Raw genomic sequence first — 15,377 nt, 5'->3', positions numbered from 1 at the left:
GCCGCAACGATTATGTCACATCGCGGGACTAGCCTGAAATACCGCCGAGCCGTAAGCTCAGGTCAGCTCTCGGAGGTCAAGGCCGTGATGACCCTTCCAGAACTAGCGGCCGACGCGCTCGGCAAGTTCCTCGGCGAGTACATGCAGCGCCGGTTCGGCTCTTCGCAGACCCAGCTGGTGGAAATGGTGCCCTCGATCGCCCGGATCGCGCTCGAATGCATCGGCAACAGCGACGCGCTCTATCACAATGTCGAGCACACCATGCTGGTGACGCTGGCCGGCCACGACATCCTGCGCGGCCGCGCGCTGCACTCGCATATGAGCGCCGAAGACTATGCCCATGTCATCATCGCCTGCCTCACCCATGACATCGGCTATGTGCGCGGGCTGTTCGAGGCCGACGGCCAGGACGGCTATCTGGTCGAGGCCGACGGCCGCAAGATCATCCTGCCGCGCGGCTCGTCGGATGCGGCGCTGATGTCCTACCACGTCGACCGCTCCAAGATCTTCGTGATGGAGCGGCTCAAGGGCGTCACCCTGCTCGACAAGGAGCGCATCGTGCGTGCCATCGAAGGCACCCGCTTTCCGCTGAGCGCGCCTGATGACGATGAGGATTTCGGCGAAGAGGCCACCCTGCTGCGCGCGGCCGACCTGATCGGCCAGCTCGGCGATCCCCACTACATCCGCAAGGCCAACGCGCTGTACATCGAATTCGAGGAGGCCGGACTGAACCGCCAGCTCGGCTACGATTCGCCGGCCGATCTCGTCGACCGCTATCCGCGGTTCTACTGGGACAGCGTCGCACCGCATGTGCAGAAGGCGATCCGCTACCTCAACATCACCTCGAGCGGACGGCAATGGATCGCCAATCTCTACAGCAACGTGTTTCGCGCCGAGCGCGACATCTCGCTGTCGGGGCCGCAGAGATAGGCAAGGATGCAGCGCAATCTCTCCGCTCGTCGTCCCGGCTTTCGCCGGGACGACATCGAGTATGTTGCGGCATCGAGAGGCATTCATTCACGGTCTCTCAGGATGACGGGTTCTGTTATTCCGCGGCAGTGTGGCTTCCGCGTCAGATTGAGCCCCCGCGCATGGCTCCAATCCGCTCTTTCGTCTTGTCGCGGCGCCGGATTCGGGCACAACATCCGCCCGATAATGACCACCTTGCCCGCACCTGCCACAACCCCACGCCGCTCGCCGCTCAGCTGGCTCAATAACCAGCCCTATCTGCTGCTCAGCCTGACATCGCTGTTCTGGGCCGCCAACATCGTGCTGGCGCGGCATGTCGGCAGCCATGTGCCGCCGGTCACGCTGACCACGATCCGCTGGTTCGGCGTCTTCCTGATCCTGTTGCCGTTCGCCTGGCCGCATCTGAAGCTGGACTGGCCGAAGCTGCGCGGCGCCCTGCCGCTGATGCTGCTGCTGTCCGCGGTCGGCTTCGCCTTCAACAACGCGATCTCCTACTGGGCGATGCAGTATACCGAGGCGCTCAACGCGCTCTTGATCCAGTCGGCGGGGCCGCTGTTCGTGGCGCTGTGGTCACTGATCCTGTTCGGCGTGCGGCTGACGCCGGCGCAGCTGGCCGGCATCGCGATCTCGCTGGCCGGTGTGCTGACCATCATCCTGCGCGGCGACTTCTCCGCGCTCGCCAGCATCAGCTTCAACCGCGGCGACATCATGTTCGGCGCCTCGCTGGTATCGTTCGGGCTCTATTCGGCGCTGATCCCGCGGCGACCGAAGATCCATCAGCTTTCGCTGATCTCGTTCACCACCTGCTGCGGTGCGCTGATGCTGCTGCCGGTGGCGGCCTGGGAGTTCGCCAACGGCGTGACGCTGAAGTTCGACTTGCTGACCGGCGCAACGCTCGCCTATGTGCTGATCTTCCCGTCCACGCTCGCCTATCTGTTCTTCAACCGCGGCGTCGCGCTGATCGGCCCGAACCGCGCCGCGCCGTTCTTCCATCTGGTGCCGGTGTTCGGCTCGGCGATGGCGATCCTGCTGCTCGGCGAGACGCTCGCGCCGTTCCATCTGATCGGCTACGCGCTGGTGCTCGCCGGCGTCATCATCGCCTCGCGCCAAGGGTCCGCCAAGACATCGGCGAAGCGCGAGGCCGTGAACCCATAAATCTGCCGGGCGGACAGCTTGCCAAAGTCTGCTATAGCACCGATAGCGACCAAATTCTGCAGCGCAGCTAAATGACGCGATGGGCCAATAGGCAACTTCGGCACATTTTGACGTACCGCCCAAAGGAACGACATCTCCGTGGACGCGTTTGAAGATGGGCGTCGTGGAGCTAAAACATGGATCGACAAGCCGAAGTCGAACACCTTGCGCAGTCCGACAGGCATATCGCGACCGCCGAGCAACACATCACGAAGCAACGACTTTTACTTGATAATTTGCGGGCGGAACGTCACGACACCAAAGTTGCGGAGGAGATGCTCACGGGCTTTGAGCACAATCTAAAGACGCTGCGTGAGCATCGAGCGATAATTGTCAAAACGATTGAGCAGATCGACGAGGGGCTGGCTTGATCACCGGACGTTACGGTTCGGCCGAATCGGCTCCCTGTTTTCCCCATGCGGGAGCTGGCCAACTAACAAGGTTGCCTTGAAGCCCTTCCTCGGTCTCCTCGATGGCCCTAACGATAAGCTCGCGGTGTTCTTGCATTACCTGTAGATTGGCCTCGAACACCCGCAACGTTTCCTCCGCGAGCTTCGTGTCTTGGCCGCTGCATCGTAGGTTCTCGATCAAGGCCACTTGCTCCCTGATCACGCATTCAGCCTTCGCTACGTGTTTATTGGCAATAGATAGCTGTTGCCGCTCAAAAGAGCGCCGCTCCTGCGCCTTCCTTTTTCTATCGACAGCCGCTTGCATCCGAAAGCCGTCAGGCTGCTGAGGTGATGGTTTTTTGATCTCGCGCTGCTTGGTTTTTGGAATGTTTGGTCGAGGATTTTCCGAAAGCACTTTGCGGCCCAGCGTAATGGCTGCGCGTCCCGACGCCAGGTGACGAGCGTCGTGCTCTCTGTCGAGAGACGAGAGACGGAAAAAGCGGAAACCTGGCAACACCATCCCGGCGCTCCCTGTCGTAGGCGGAAGCGCGACCGGCCCCAGTCGGGGGGACGCGGAACCGCCGCCGACGACAAGGGCACTTTACTGGAATTAGGGCACTGAATACAGCGAAGCGGGCGGCAGTTCACTTGAGGCGCCTTCGCCGGAACGGCGCCCCCCCCCCCCCGCGTTATCTGGCATGGCACAGGACCTTGAGACACTGTTCGCGCGTGCCGACGCCGCTATACAGCGTTCCAGACAGCTGGCGGAGGCTGTTTCTGCAGCGCATAAACGCCTGCTGGACCAAATATCCGCGCGACGACTATTGGGCTTCAGTCCCGCTGATCGGAAGGTGAGGTACCCGCAGGATTTTCCTGAAACGCGCCCTGCCTCTCAGCCGTTTCCAGCCCAAGCTGACGATAGCGGGACCTAGCGCTTTCGGCACGAACGATAGTAGCTCTCACCTCCCGGGCTACCCTTTGGGCCCGTATAAGGTGCTCTATCGCTTCTTCCTTGACGCGATAGCTATCCTCAATAGCGCGGTCGGCGCGCTTGAGCAGATCGTCCATCGCACGTAAAAGCCATGCGGAATGGATTGTTCCTATCGGCCCGGGGCGTTCCTAAAGTCCGTTGCGGGTCATCCGCGACCGGGTCGAGCCAGTAGCAAGTCCGGCCCAGTCCGCTATGCCGCCGAAAGCGGAAGTCAATTCAGAGCATTAGCGACACGGCACGGGGCGTTGCCAGTTGATGGCGCTGCCCGAGACGTGATTCAAGCTCCGAAAACCGGAGCCTCGGAGCATGCGCTGCGAACTCAGCGACTACGAGTGGACCGCCATCAAACCGATGCCGAACAAGCCGCGCGGTGTTCGGCGTGCAAATGACAGTCGCGGGCATACGGCAAGTAAGGCCGCCTCAGCTGGCGGCCTATTCTCATCCAGCGCACGATTAATTTCCTAGCAGTGGCACAAACTGCACTTTGGTCGCCAGTCATCCCGAGCTAGATTTCAACCCCACGCAGGGGTTGTATCATGACTAGTGACCTACTTTATAGGGCGAGCATTGTAGCGTTGGGGCTGAGCCCCATCGCTCTGGTTGCCATCGTTCTATTTGTTTGAGATCGAGACCGCCCCAGTTTGATGGCCTCTTTCACTTTGCGCGTAACGCGCAACTTCACCGTAATCGACGGTGGGCGCTCTTGGGAGCGCTCCAAAGAAGCAGCCCCAGCGAGGCGACTGGCTGGGGCCGATTTCCCGTGGATTCGTCCATGCGCTGTGGGCAGGTAGTCAGCAATGGACGTTGCGGTAACCGGGATCCACGTCGGCCGTTCCTATCCAAAGAAATGGCCCCGGCGAGGGGGTACACGCTGAGGCCAAGGCGGTTGGATCAATCCATGAGATGACAGGTTCATCACATAAACAGGACGCCGACAACAGGACGCCGACGCCTACGATGAGCGCTACGAACGATATCGCCGCCAACGCCATAAAGGTGTACTCGACGCCATCGTAGTGGCTGAGCCTGAACATGGCGCCCAGTCTGCGCCCGGTTCCGAGCCACCGCATTCGCATAGGCAAGTCAGCGAACTGCCTAACGGCAAAAGAAACGGCCCCAGCACCCTTGGAGGTGATGCTGAGGCCGCTCCTCATTCCATTGCTTGCCGAGCCGCCGCGTCGGTAATCGGGCTAGCCCCTCTGGGCCTGAAAAAATTGTCCTTAATGAAACCGCCTTGCCCAGTGCGGGAATGATCGAATCAAAGCGTGTGCCAGTCAATTAACTTGAGTGAATCAAAGGTAAACAAATCGTCCGGATGCTTAACGGTCGGGGTGTCCTGGTCCGCGCTGCGTCCTAGGACAGCACCATCTATCGAGAGAGCAAGAGCCCTCACCCGGATTGCACTGGACGATGCTTCGCATCGCCAGGCGCAATCCGACCTCTCCCCAACGGGATAGGTGAACCGAGAGCGCGCCAAGCCAATCCAACCAAACCCATCCCGCTCTAGCAGACGCCGAGGAGATGGCTAGCTGACCTTGCGCAAGCCGGCGGATTTGCGTGGCGAATATGGCTTTGCCGCCAGCGTGTCCGTGATGAAGTCGATAAACCGCCTCACCTTCGCCGGCACGTGGTTACGCGAGGCGTAATAGACGTAGAGCGGAAAACACTCGTCGGGCCAGTCCGGAAACAGCTCGATCAGCGCGCCGCTCCTCAGGTGATCGTCGAGGCCGAGATCGATCACCTGCGCGATGCCGAAGCCGGCCAGGCAAGCGCCGAGCTTGGTTCCTGAATCGGTTACGGTGAGCCGCCCGTTGACCGCGACCGGCACGACCTCGTTGCCGCGCCGAAACTCCCAATCGAAGGGACGCCCGGTCGCCGCATCGATTGCATGGATGCACTGATGGTCGCGGCTTGCCAGCTCCCGCGGATCAAGCGGCCGGCCGTGTCGTTCGAGATAGATCGGCGAGGCCACGGTGAGCACGCGCGCATCGAGCACGCGGCGCGCAATCAGCGCCGACGGCACCGGCTCGCCGAAACGCACCGCCAGATCAAAACCGTCGCTGACCAGATCCGCGATCCGGTCGCGGGTCTCGATACGCAGCTCCATGCCTGGATTCTGCAGCAGGAACTCGCTCAGCTTCGGCGACAGCACCATGCGGGAGAACAGCGGGTCAACATTGACCCGCAACCTGCCGCGGACCGCATCGCGCGATTTCGAGGTCTCCGCCGCCGCTTCGCCGATCCCGGCCAGATGCGCAGCAACCCGCTCGCACAGCGCGCGTCCTTCCTCGGTGAGCTCGACGGCGCGGCTCGTGCGGTGAACCAGCCTGGCATCGAGGCGCGCCTCGAGCTTGGCGATCGCCTTGCTGACCCCGGATTGCGTCATGCCGAGCCGTTCGGCGGCCCGGCCAAAACTGCGCGCATCCGCCAGCGCCGCGAGGACCACCAGGCCGCCAACCAGCCGACCGTCAACTTCGTCCATGCCGATGCCTTTCAGTCATCCAAGAGATGACCGCCCAGTCGTAGCACTCCGCCACCATATCGGCCACTGTCGGCGCAGATCACCGGTTCGATCCGGTGCGGCCACCGCCACATCAACCGCCAAGGAGATTTTGCAATGAGCGACATCCAGGCCATCGCATCCGCGATCGATGGATATTTCAACCTGATGTACGACGTCGACGATAGCCGGTTCCGCGACGTCTTCGCCGATGCCTGCATCGTGCACGGCATCCGGGACGGCAGGCACACGGTGCGCTCGGCCGCCGAATTCCGCGACTTCATCCGCAGCCGTCCCTCGCCGGCGTCGATGAAATCGCCGCGCGAGGAGGCCATCATCAGCATCGACCAGACCGCGTCCGACCTGGCCATCGCCAAGGTGCGCGTCAGGGCCGGCCAAACCGGCTTCATCGATCATCTGGTGTTTCATCGGATCGACGGCCGGTGGCTCATCACCACCAAGGCGTTTCACGTCGCGCAGGTCTTTCCGGCGGGATCGTAACGCACTCACGGCCGACTTTCGGAATATTAGAAATATGACACTGATTTGCCCGACGTGTCAAGCCTGGTCGGGCACCGGCCGCCACCGGCTCCTTTGCATGGGGTTGTTTTCGATATTTTTGGCAGCGTGCCCCTGCGACGGCCCGGGAGTGGCCATGCGGCGAAAGGCTGCTCCCGGCACGGCTTCCGCGGCCATGGCGGCCGGGTTAGCTTCGGCCGCAATGGGCCTGTTCAGGGCCTGCGCGGGGGGACGACGACATGGTCATGGGATTGAGACGATACTGCTGCCTGGCGGCCGCAGCCACCGCCGCGCTTGCGGCGATATCCGGGGCGGCACTTGCCCAGACCTATCCCACCCGCAACATCACGCTGGTGCTGCCGTTTGCCGCCGGCAGCGGCACCGACACCACGACGCGGCTGATCTCCAAGGAGCTCGGCGTTGCGCTCGGCGTCGGCATGGTGATCGACAACCGGGCCGGCGCCAACGGCTCGATCGCGGCGAACTATGTCGCCCGCTCCGCCCCCGACGGCTACACGCTGTTCGTCACCACGAACACGACGCACTCGGCCAATCCGTATCTGCTCAAGACCATGAACTACGATCCGATCAAGGATTTCACGCCGATCGCGCGCACCGGCGACCTGCCCTTCATGCTGGTGATCCATCCGGACATCCCGGCGAACTCGGTCGCCGAGCTGATCGCGCTCGCCAAGAAGGAGCCGGGCAAGTACAGCTACGCCAGTGGCTCGTCATCGGCGAGCGTCTCCGGCGCGACCTTCGCGCGCCTCGCCGGCATCGACCTGCTGCATGTGCCCTACAAGAGCTCACCGCCGGCACTGACCGACGTCATCGCCGGCCGCATCTCGATGATGTTCATCGACGTGCCGACCGGGCTGCCGCACGTCAACGCCAAGGTGCTGAAGCCGCTCGCCGTCACCACCAAGCGGAAGTCGGCACTGCTGCCGGACCTGCCGACGATGGACGACACCGTGAAGGGCTTCGATATCACCTCCTGGCAGGGCTATCTCGGCCCCGCCAACATGCCGAAGGACGTCGTGGTCAGGCTGAATGCGGAGATCCGCAAGATCGTCGAGCGGCCGGACATCAAGAGCCAACTCGCCGAGCGCGGCATGGAGGCATTCTCCGGCACGCCCGAGGAGTTCGAGGCATTCCTCAAGGAGCAGCTCGTGCTGTGGGAGAAGCTGATCGCCGACGCCGGAATCGAGAAGCAGTAGGCCCCGGTCATTGCGAGCGAAGCGACGCAATCCATCGATCCGCATGCACGGAAAGATGGATTGCTTCGTCGCTACGCTCCTCGCAATGACGTTTGGGCAGGCCTACAAACCTTACGCCGCGCGCACCTTCTGCAGGAACTCGTCGACCGCGTTGCGCAGCATGCCGGACTGGGTGTCGAGCTCGCGGGCATTCGACAGCACGTCGCCGGCCGCGGTGCCGGTGGCGGCGGCCGCTGACGTGACGCCGCCGATATGGGCGGAGATCTCGCTCGAGCCGGCCGCGACCTGCTGGATGTTGCGCGCGATCTCGCGCGTCGCATCGCCCTGCTGGTCGATCGCGGTCGAGATCGAGGCGGTGATCTCGCTCATCTGCGCGATCGTCGCTGTGATGCCGCCGATCGAGGTCACCGCCTCGCCGGTGGACGCCTGCATCGCGGCGACCTGCGCCGAGATCTCCTCGGTCGCCTTCGCGGTCTGGTTGGCCAGCGCCTTCACTTCAGAGGCGACCACCGCGAAACCGCGGCCGGATTCGCCGGCGCGCGCCGCCTCGATGGTGGCGTTGAGCGCGAGCAGGTTGGTTTGAGCCGCGATCGAGTGAATCAGCTTGACCACCTCGCCGATCTTCTCGGCGCCGGTGGAGAGCGCCTGCACGGTCGCGTTGGTGCGCTCGGCATCGGCCACCGCCTGGCTCGCGACCTCGCTGGAGCGCGCCACCTGGCGGGAGATCTCCGCAACCGAGCTGGAGAGCTCCTCGGCGGCAGCGGCGACGGTGCCGACATTGTTGGAGGCGCTGTCGGACGCAGCGCCGACGGTCGCGGCCCGCGCGCTGGCGTCGCTTGCGGTCGCGGTCATCGACTGCGCCGTGGTCTGCATGCCGGCGGCGGCGGAGGCCACCGTGCGGACGATGCCGTTCACGCTGCGCTCGAAATCGTTGGCGATATTCTCCATCGCACCACGGCGCTCGGCCTCCGCGCGTGCTTTGGTCTCGGCCTCGGCCTGTTCCAGGCCGCGGATGCGAACCGCGTTGTCCTTGAAGACCTGAACCGTGGCCGCCATTCCGCCGACCTCGTCACCGCGGCCGACGCCGGGGATGTCACCGTCGAGCTTGCCGTCGGCGATGTCGCGCATGCGGGCGCCGAGCAGGTTGAGCGGACGGGAGATGCTGCGGCCGATCAGCCAGGCGACTGAGCCGGAAACGATGCCGATGCCGAGGATCGCGAGGCCGAGCAGCCAGGCAATCGGCCGCATCTTGGCATCGATATCGTCGAGATAGGCGCCGGTGCCGAGATACATATCGAAGCCGGGGACCGCGACGGCGTAGCCGAGCTTGCGGATCGGCGTCTCCTGGCCGGGCTTCACATAATCATAGAACAGCAGGATCTCGCCCTTGGCCTTCACGCCGTCCATCAGTTCCTGCGAGAGCTTGCGACCATTGGTCACGATGTCCATGCGATTGGTTCCGACCTGCTTCGGATCGGGCGCCAGCACCGTGATGCCGCTGTAGTCGGTGCCGAACAGATAGCCGGCGCCGTTGTCGTAGGTCAGGGTGTTGGCGCGCTTGCCGAACTCGGCCAGTGCCGCTTCCTTGGTCAGCTTGCCGGCGTCGACATCCTTCTTCAGGCCCGCCGCCATGTTCTTCGCCATCTCGACGATGGCCTTGGCCTGGTCGATGCGCGCATTCATCATCTCCCGCTGCATCAGGTGACCGGCGAGGATGCCGGCCGTGCACAGGCCAAGGAGGGTCACCCCCACCAGAATGCCGAGCTTGGGGGTGATCTTCAGATTTGACAGCTTCACGGGGGTCTCCAGAAGAGGCGGGGAACGCGACGCGATTGGCGGATTGATTCCGCGCACCGTAATGTGAGACCCTTTACCTGATGGTTACGGAGGTTCCCCGTAGAAGCCCGGAGAATCAGGCCGCGGACCAACCGGCAATTGTGGAGAGAACAGCGCGGCTCGCGTACAAGCATGGGAAGGCGGCGACCCAGCCGCGCTCCAAGAAGCAAGAAGAATCAAGATCAAGAAGCAAACCAGCAAGAAGCAAGAACAGCAGACTCACATCGGGAGCAGACAATGTCGAAATTCAGGGTGGTCACGCCGAAGGGCGCGAGCTTCACGGTCGCCGGCGGCGGCTACGATTATGAGCGCGAGGCGCTCGATCCGATCGGCGCCGAGATCGTCGAGGCGCCGGCCAACGAGGCCGAATTCATCGCGGCGGCACGCACCGCGGACGCGATCTACGCCAAGGGCATGCCGATCACCAAGGCGGTCATCGACGCGCTCGAGAACTGCAAGGTGATCACGCTCGGCAGCGTCGGCGTCGACTCGGTCGACGTCAAGGCCGCGACCGCCCGCGGCATCCCCGTCACCAACATTCCCGACACCTTCATCGAGGAGGTCGCCGACCACGCCATGATGCTGCTGCTCGCCGGCTTCCGCCGCCTGATCGAGCAGGACAAGATGGTGCGCACCGGCCGCTGGGCCGAGGGCCGTCCGGCGCTTTTGAAGATTCCGCGCCTGATGGGCCAGACGCTCGGCTTCATCTCGTTCGGCCGGGTCGCTCGCGCTGTGGCCAAGCGCGCCGCGCCGTTCGGCCTCAGGATGGTGGCCTACGATCCCTTCATCCAGGAAACCCTGATGTACGACCACGGCGTGATCCCCTCGACGCTGTCGGAGGTGCTGTCTCAGTCGGATTTCGTCTCGATGCACGCCCCGGCGCGGCCCGAAGTGCACCACATGCTGACCGAGAAGCATTTTCGCCAGATGAAAAAGTCGGCGATCTTCATCAACACCGGCCGCGGCGCCACGGTCGACGAGGAATCGCTGATCAAGGCGCTGCAAGAGGGCTGGATCGCCCACGCCGCGCTCGACGTGCTGGAAAAGGAGCCGCCGTCGCACAACAATCCGATGCTCGGGATGGACAATGTTACCTTGACCGCCCATGTCGCGTCGGCGTCGGCACGTTTTGACGAGGCGCGCAAGCGCCGGGTGGGCTACGAATTGTCACTAGTGCTGCAAGGCATGTGGCCGGTAAGCTGCGTCAACCCGTCGGTGCTGCAAAACACCGCGTTGCGCCGCTGGCAGCCCGTCAGCATGGATCGCGGTCCGAACAGCTAGGGCGGGAATGCGTTTTTCGTGCGGGGCCCGTCTCTTGCGGGCCCTTTGCGCGGCAGGCGCCGAGACCAAGACACCTTCACCGGCGGCCAAACGCCGGGAAGGAAAAAACAACGAAACAATAAGAACGGGAGTGCGAACGACATGAAGTACGAGATCACGCGTCGCGACGCGCTGGTGCTGGGGGCTTCCGCGGCGGCGCTGGCGGTTACCGGCGCTTCGGCGCAGGAGGCGTCGAAGGTGAAGGCAGCCGACGTGGCGGCGCCGTCGCTGCCGATCGAAAAGGACGCCACCTTGCGCATGCTGCGGCCGGTACGCTTCGTCCAGGCCGACGAGGACGTGTTCCGCGCCAATGCCAAGAAATTCACCGACAAGACCGGCGTGGAGATCAAAGTCGACTTCGTCGGCTGGGAGGACATCAACCAGCAGACCGCCGTGACCTCGAACTCCGGCGCCGGCCCCGACATCATCATCGGCTTCGGCGACGCACCGCACATCTATATCGACAAGCTGATCGAGCTGACCGATGTCGCCGACTATCTCGACAAGCGCTATGGCGGATGGCTCACGCTGGCGCGCCGATACGGCATGCGCTCGAAGTCGAAGAGCTGGGTCGGCCTGCCGTTCGGCGCCTCGGGCGGCCCGCTGGTCTACCGCAAGTCGCTGGTCAACGCCGCCGGCTTCGACAAGGTGCCGGAGGACCACGCCGGCTTCCTCGACCTCTGCAAGAAGCTGAAGGCGGCCGGCAAGCCCGCGGGCTTCGCACTCGGCAACGCGGTCGGCGACGGCAACGGCTTCGCCAACTGGCTGTTGTGGTCGCACAACGCCGCGCTGCTCGATGAGGAAGGCAACATCATCATCAACAGCAAGGAGACGATCGCGGCGCTGAAATATCTGAAGGAACTCTATCCGACCTTCATCGCCGGCACCCCGTCCTGGAACGACGTCTCCAACAACCGCGCTTACTCGTCGCAGGAGATCGGCCTGACCGCAAACGGCGTCTCGCTGTATTTCTCGCTGAAGAACGATCCCGCGACCAAGGCGATCGCCGACGACACCGCGCATCAGTTCCTGATCAAGGGGTTGGCTCCCACCTCTCCGATGTCCGGCCTGACCTTGAACGCAATGGTGTTCAAGCACAGCAAGTATCCCAACGCCGCGAAGGCGTTCCTGCAGTTCATGCTCGAGCACGAACAGTACGAGCCGTGGCTCAACGCCAACTCCGGCTACTGGTCGCAGCCGCTGGCGGCCTATGCCGACGCCGCGGTGTGGTCGAGCGACCCCAAGGTCGCGATCTTCAAGGACACGATGCGGAGCCCCTACTACAACGGCTACAAGGGGCCGATCTCGACCGCGACCGGCGCCGTCAACGCCGACTATGTGCTGGTGCAGATGTGCGCCTCGGTCGCGACCGATGCCGCAACGCCCGAAGCCGCAGCCGCCGAAGCCGAACAGCGCGCCAAGCGGTACTTCCGGCGGCAGGGCCGGTAAGATCGACCTCAAGCCGCTGTCATTCCGGGGCGATGCGTAGCGTCGAATCCGGAATCTCGAGATTCCGGGTCTGGTGCTAACGCACCATCCCGGAATGCCCCTGGAAGTCGGACCGAGACAAGAACCTGATGTCTGTCACCACCCTCCCCTCACGCGGCGCGGCGCTGCACCAGCCGGGCTGGCTCGCGCGCCTGTTCGACTACAAGCCGTTCCTGATCGTGATGTGCCTTGCGCCCGCGATCGGCCTGCTGCTGGTGTTCCTCACCTATCCGCTGGGCCTCGGCATCTGGCTCGCCTTCACCGACACCACGATCGGCCAGCGCGGCATCTACATCGGACTTGAGAACTTCCAGTATCTGCTCAAGGATCCCTTGTGGTGGAACGCGGTGTTCTATTCGATCTTCTACACCGCGATCGCAACTTTCGGAAAGTTCGCGCTCGGCTTCTGGTTGGCGCTGCTGCTCAACAACCATTTTCCGTTCAAGAGCCTGATCCGCGCCATCGTGCTGCTGCCGTGGATCGTGCCGACGGTGCTCTCCGCGCTGGCGTTCTGGTGGATCTACGATCCGCAGTTCTCGATCATCTCCTATCTCCTGGTCGACGTGCTGCACTGGCGCGACAGCAATGTCGACTTCCTCGGCTCGCCCTGGCCGGCGCGGTTCTCGCTGATCGCCGCCAATATCTGGCGCGGCATCCCGTTCGTCGCGATCTCGCTGCTGGCGGGGCTGCAGACCATCTCGCCCTCGCTCTACGAGGCGGCGATGCTCGACGGCGCCACCTCCTGGCAGCGCTTCCGCTACATCACCTTCCCGATGATGATGCCGATCCTGGCGATCGTGATGACGTTCTCGATCATCTTCACCTTCACCGACTTCCAGCTGGTCTACGCCATCACCCGCGGCGGGCCGGTCAACTCGACCCATCTGCTCGCGACACTGGCGTTCCAGCGCGGCATCGCCGGCGGCGAGCTCGGAGAGGGTGCCGCGATCGCCGTCTCGATGATCCCGTTCCTGGTGTTCGCAACATTGTTCAGCTACTTCGGCCTCGCGCGCCGCAAATGGCAGCAGGGAGAAGCCAATGACTGACGTTGCAGCCCAATCCTCCAACGTCGCCAGCGCCACGCCCGATACGATGGCGTGGGACTCCCGCGCCCGGCGCGTGGTGATGATCTATCTGCCGCTCGCCTGCTTCATCCTGATCCTGCTGTTTCCGTTCTACTGGATGGCGGTCACCTCGTTCAAACCGAACGCCGAGCTGCTGAACTACAAGGAGCACAATCCGTTCTGGATCACCTCGCCGACGCTCGCGCATATCAAGCATCTGTTGTTCGACACGGCCTATCCGCGCTGGCTGAAGACCACCATGCTGGTCGCGATCGGCTCGACCTTCCTGTCGCTGTTCGCCTCGACGCTCGCCGCCTACGCGATCGAGCGGCTGCGCTTCCGCGGCAGTCCCTATGTCGGCCTCGGCATCTACCTCGCCTATCTGGTGCCGCCGTCGATCCTGTTCATTCCGCTCGCCACCGTGATCGTGCAGTTCGGCTTGTTCGATTCTCCGCTGGCGCTGATCCTGGTCTATCCGACCTTCCTGGTGCCGTTCTGCACCTGGCTGTTGATCGGCTATTTCAAGTCGATCCCCTACGAGCTCGAGGAATGCGCGCTGGTCGACGGTGCGACGCGGTTGCAGATCCTGTGGCGGATCACGCTGCCGCTCGCGGTGCCCGGCCTGATCTCGGCCGGCATCTTCTCCTTCACACTGTCCTGGAACGAGTTCATCTACGCGCTCGCCTTCATCCAGAGCGGCGCCAACAAGACGGTGCCGGTCGCGATCCTGACCGAGCTCGTCACCGGCGACGTCTACCAGTGGGGCGCGCTGATGGCCGGCTCGCTGCTCGGCTCGCTGCCGGTCGCGCTGTTCTACTCGCTGTTCGTCGACTACTACGTGTCGTCGCTGACGGGGGCGGTGAAGGAGTAACGGAGCTTCCGGCGTATTGAAGCGAACTCAATCTATCCCCGTCATCCTGAGGAGCGCGAAGCGCGTCTCGAAGAATCGACGGCCAGCAGCCGGGCCGTACATCCTTCGAGACTCGCCCAGCGGCGCAAGTGCGCCGCAAGGCTCGCACCTCAGGATGACGGGAATAGATGTGCGGCCTCTCTCAACGAGGTCGCGCACTACCGCGGCACGAACGCGACCGGCACGGAAAAGCCCATCGAGCCCTGCGTGATCTCGGACGGAAACGCCGGAAACGGCTGGGCCTGGCGCACCATCGCCAACGCGCGCGCGTCGAAGGTCGGATTGCCGGAGGAGCCGCCGAGATGGCTCGACAGCACCTGCCCGCCGCGGCCGAGCGTGAACACCAGGCGGACCACCCCGCGCTGGCCGTTGCCGCCTGCGGGATAGGAATGGAAGCGCAACAGATGCGCGCGGACGCGGGCGTTATAAGCGGCGATCGCTGACGCGGCTGCGCCGGCGCTGATCGCGGATGCTGCCGGCCCCTGCCGTTCGGCGCGGCTTGGCGCGATGGTGCGCGGTGCCGGGGTTGCCTCGGACGGCTGCTTTGCTTCCCGACGAACCACTTTCGGCTTGACCGGTTCGACCTTCGTCTCCGGAACGACTTTCGCGGGCTCGGGTTTCGGCGGCGTGATCTGCGGCTTCTGTTCCGGCGGCGCGACGACGTCGGGCTTCTCCTGCATCGGCGTCGGCGCGATCTCCTGCGGCACTGGCTGCGCGGCGGCAGGCTCCGGCGGCGACGCGTCGGCCTCCTGCATTGCCGGCCCCGGCGGCAGCTCGGTCTCCGAAATCTCCGGCGCCGAGGTGATCGGCGTCAGATCGACCAGCACCGCCGGCACCGCAACGCCGGGCGGCGGCGCCGGGACCCAGCTCATGCCAACCGCGAGCACTGCCGCATGCGCCGCCAGGATCACAGCCACCGACAGGCCCCAGCGCCGCAGCCAGATCTCGCCGCCCGCATCATGAAGCGCGTACGCATTCAT

13 protein-coding genes are annotated in these 15,377 nt (G+C 63.9%); 9 read left to right on the top strand and 4 right to left on the bottom strand.

Annotated features, from left to right (window positions below):
• The first annotated feature begins 84 nt into the window (after positions 1 to 84).
• The 3 genes from ACVWZM_RS26625 (at position 85) to ACVWZM_RS26615 (ending at position 2,534) form a co-directional block, all read left to right on the top strand.
• On the top strand, positions 85 to 930 hold the full coding sequence (locus ACVWZM_RS26625) for a metal-dependent phosphohydrolase (RefSeq protein ID WP_253638667.1): 846 nt from the start codon (positions 85 to 87) through the stop codon (positions 928 to 930).
• A gap of 225 nt (positions 931 to 1,155) precedes the next feature.
• Positions 1,156 to 2,124, top strand: coding sequence for a DMT family transporter (locus tag ACVWZM_RS26620; protein WP_253638666.1), 969 nt, complete (start codon positions 1,156 to 1,158; stop codon positions 2,122 to 2,124).
• A 176-nt stretch (positions 2,125 to 2,300) separates the two neighbouring features.
• A complete protein-coding gene (locus tag ACVWZM_RS26615; RefSeq protein WP_253589082.1) occupies positions 2,301 to 2,534 on the top strand; it encodes a hypothetical protein in 234 nt (77 codons plus the stop codon).
• A gap of 10 nt (positions 2,535 to 2,544) precedes the next feature.
• On the opposite strand, the gene ACVWZM_RS26610 is transcribed toward ACVWZM_RS26615, so the two are convergent.
• A complete protein-coding gene (locus ACVWZM_RS26610) occupies positions 2,545 to 3,072 on the bottom strand; it encodes a hypothetical protein (protein WP_253589081.1) in 528 nt (175 codons plus the stop codon).
• Between the two features lie 1,996 nt (positions 3,073 to 5,068).
• The gene (locus ACVWZM_RS26605; RefSeq protein ID WP_076829948.1) at positions 5,069 to 6,025 is read right to left on the bottom strand and encodes a LysR family transcriptional regulator; all 957 of its coding nucleotides are present in this window, start codon (positions 6,023 to 6,025) and stop codon (positions 5,069 to 5,071) included.
• Between the two features lie 135 nt (positions 6,026 to 6,160).
• Between ACVWZM_RS26605 and ACVWZM_RS26600 the strand changes: the two genes are divergently transcribed.
• Both ACVWZM_RS26600 and ACVWZM_RS26595 read left to right on the top strand, forming a co-directional pair.
• The gene (locus ACVWZM_RS26600; protein WP_456782594.1) at positions 6,161 to 6,544 is read left to right on the top strand and encodes a nuclear transport factor 2 family protein; all 384 of its coding nucleotides are present in this window, start codon (positions 6,161 to 6,163) and stop codon (positions 6,542 to 6,544) included.
• 263 nt (positions 6,545 to 6,807) lie between these two features.
• Positions 6,808 to 7,779 carry a Bug family tripartite tricarboxylate transporter substrate binding protein gene (locus ACVWZM_RS26595; protein ID WP_229160502.1) on the top strand — a complete coding sequence of 324 codons (972 nt, stop codon included), beginning with the start codon at positions 6,808 to 6,810 and terminating at the stop codon, positions 7,777 to 7,779.
• A 111-nt stretch (positions 7,780 to 7,890) separates the two neighbouring features.
• Here ACVWZM_RS26595 and ACVWZM_RS26590 read toward each other — a convergent pair whose 3' ends face one another.
• On the bottom strand, positions 7,891 to 9,576 hold the full coding sequence (locus tag ACVWZM_RS26590) for a methyl-accepting chemotaxis protein (protein ID WP_057015598.1): 1,686 nt from the start codon (positions 9,574 to 9,576) through the stop codon (positions 7,891 to 7,893).
• A gap of 276 nt (positions 9,577 to 9,852) precedes the next feature.
• On the opposite strand from ACVWZM_RS26590, the gene ACVWZM_RS26585 reads away from it, so the two are divergent.
• From ACVWZM_RS26585 to ACVWZM_RS26570, 4 genes are all read left to right on the top strand, one after another.
• Positions 9,853 to 10,896 (top strand): C-terminal binding protein, encoded by a 1,044-nt coding sequence (locus ACVWZM_RS26585; protein ID WP_028340530.1) that lies wholly within the window; start codon positions 9,853 to 9,855, stop codon positions 10,894 to 10,896.
• A 141-nt stretch (positions 10,897 to 11,037) separates the two neighbouring features.
• Complete coding sequence (locus ACVWZM_RS26580) at positions 11,038 to 12,384, top strand: ABC transporter substrate-binding protein (RefSeq protein ID WP_057015596.1); 1,347 nt, start codon at positions 11,038 to 11,040, stop codon at positions 12,382 to 12,384.
• Positions 12,385 to 12,512: 128 nt separating this feature from the next.
• The gene (locus tag ACVWZM_RS26575) at positions 12,513 to 13,469 is read left to right on the top strand and encodes a carbohydrate ABC transporter permease (RefSeq protein WP_026193343.1); all 957 of its coding nucleotides are present in this window, start codon (positions 12,513 to 12,515) and stop codon (positions 13,467 to 13,469) included.
• 46 nt (positions 13,470 to 13,515) lie between these two features.
• The gene (locus ACVWZM_RS26570) at positions 13,516 to 14,358 is read left to right on the top strand and encodes a carbohydrate ABC transporter permease (RefSeq protein ID WP_016840579.1); all 843 of its coding nucleotides are present in this window, start codon (positions 13,516 to 13,518) and stop codon (positions 14,356 to 14,358) included.
• A 197-nt stretch (positions 14,359 to 14,555) separates the two neighbouring features.
• Here ACVWZM_RS26570 and ACVWZM_RS26565 read toward each other — a convergent pair whose 3' ends face one another.
• On the bottom strand, positions 14,556 to 15,377 hold the full coding sequence (locus ACVWZM_RS26565) for a TonB family protein (protein ID WP_456855307.1): 822 nt from the start codon (positions 15,375 to 15,377) through the stop codon (positions 14,556 to 14,558).

The sequence above is a fragment of the Bradyrhizobium sp. USDA 4501 genome (assembly GCF_054062115.1).
Note: the sequence above shows the minus strand (reverse complement) of the source record. Positions and strands in the feature narration are given on the sequence as shown.

Bases quoted from the DNA above. Each gene is read 5' to 3' on its own strand.
- ACVWZM_RS26605 (WP_076829948.1), bottom strand. From the start codon at position 6,025: ATGGACGAAGTTGACGGTCGGCTGGTTGGCGGCCTGGTGGTCCTCGCG.
- ACVWZM_RS26570 (WP_016840579.1), top strand. From the start codon at position 13,516: ATGGCGTGGGACTCCCGCGCCCGGCGCGTGGTGATGATCTATCTGCCG.
- ACVWZM_RS26620 (WP_253638666.1), top strand. From the start codon at position 1,156: ATGACCACCTTGCCCGCACCTGCCACAACCCCACGCCGCTCGCCGCTC.
- ACVWZM_RS26565 (WP_456855307.1), bottom strand. From the start codon at position 15,377: ATGAATGCGTACGCGCTTCATGATGCGGGCGGCGAGATCTGGCTGCGG.
- ACVWZM_RS26580 (WP_057015596.1), top strand. From the start codon at position 11,038: ATGAAGTACGAGATCACGCGTCGCGACGCGCTGGTGCTGGGGGCTTCC.
- ACVWZM_RS26595 (WP_229160502.1), top strand. From the start codon at position 6,808: ATGGGATTGAGACGATACTGCTGCCTGGCGGCCGCAGCCACCGCCGCG.
- ACVWZM_RS26575 (WP_026193343.1), top strand. From the start codon at position 12,513: ATGTCTGTCACCACCCTCCCCTCACGCGGCGCGGCGCTGCACCAGCCG.
- ACVWZM_RS26615 (WP_253589082.1), top strand. From the start codon at position 2,301: ATGGATCGACAAGCCGAAGTCGAACACCTTGCGCAGTCCGACAGGCAT.
- ACVWZM_RS26600 (WP_456782594.1), top strand. From the start codon at position 6,161: ATGAGCGACATCCAGGCCATCGCATCCGCGATCGATGGATATTTCAAC.
- ACVWZM_RS26585 (WP_028340530.1), top strand. From the start codon at position 9,853: ATGTCGAAATTCAGGGTGGTCACGCCGAAGGGCGCGAGCTTCACGGTC.
- ACVWZM_RS26610 (WP_253589081.1), bottom strand. From the start codon at position 3,072: ATGGTGTTGCCAGGTTTCCGCTTTTTCCGTCTCTCGTCTCTCGACAGA.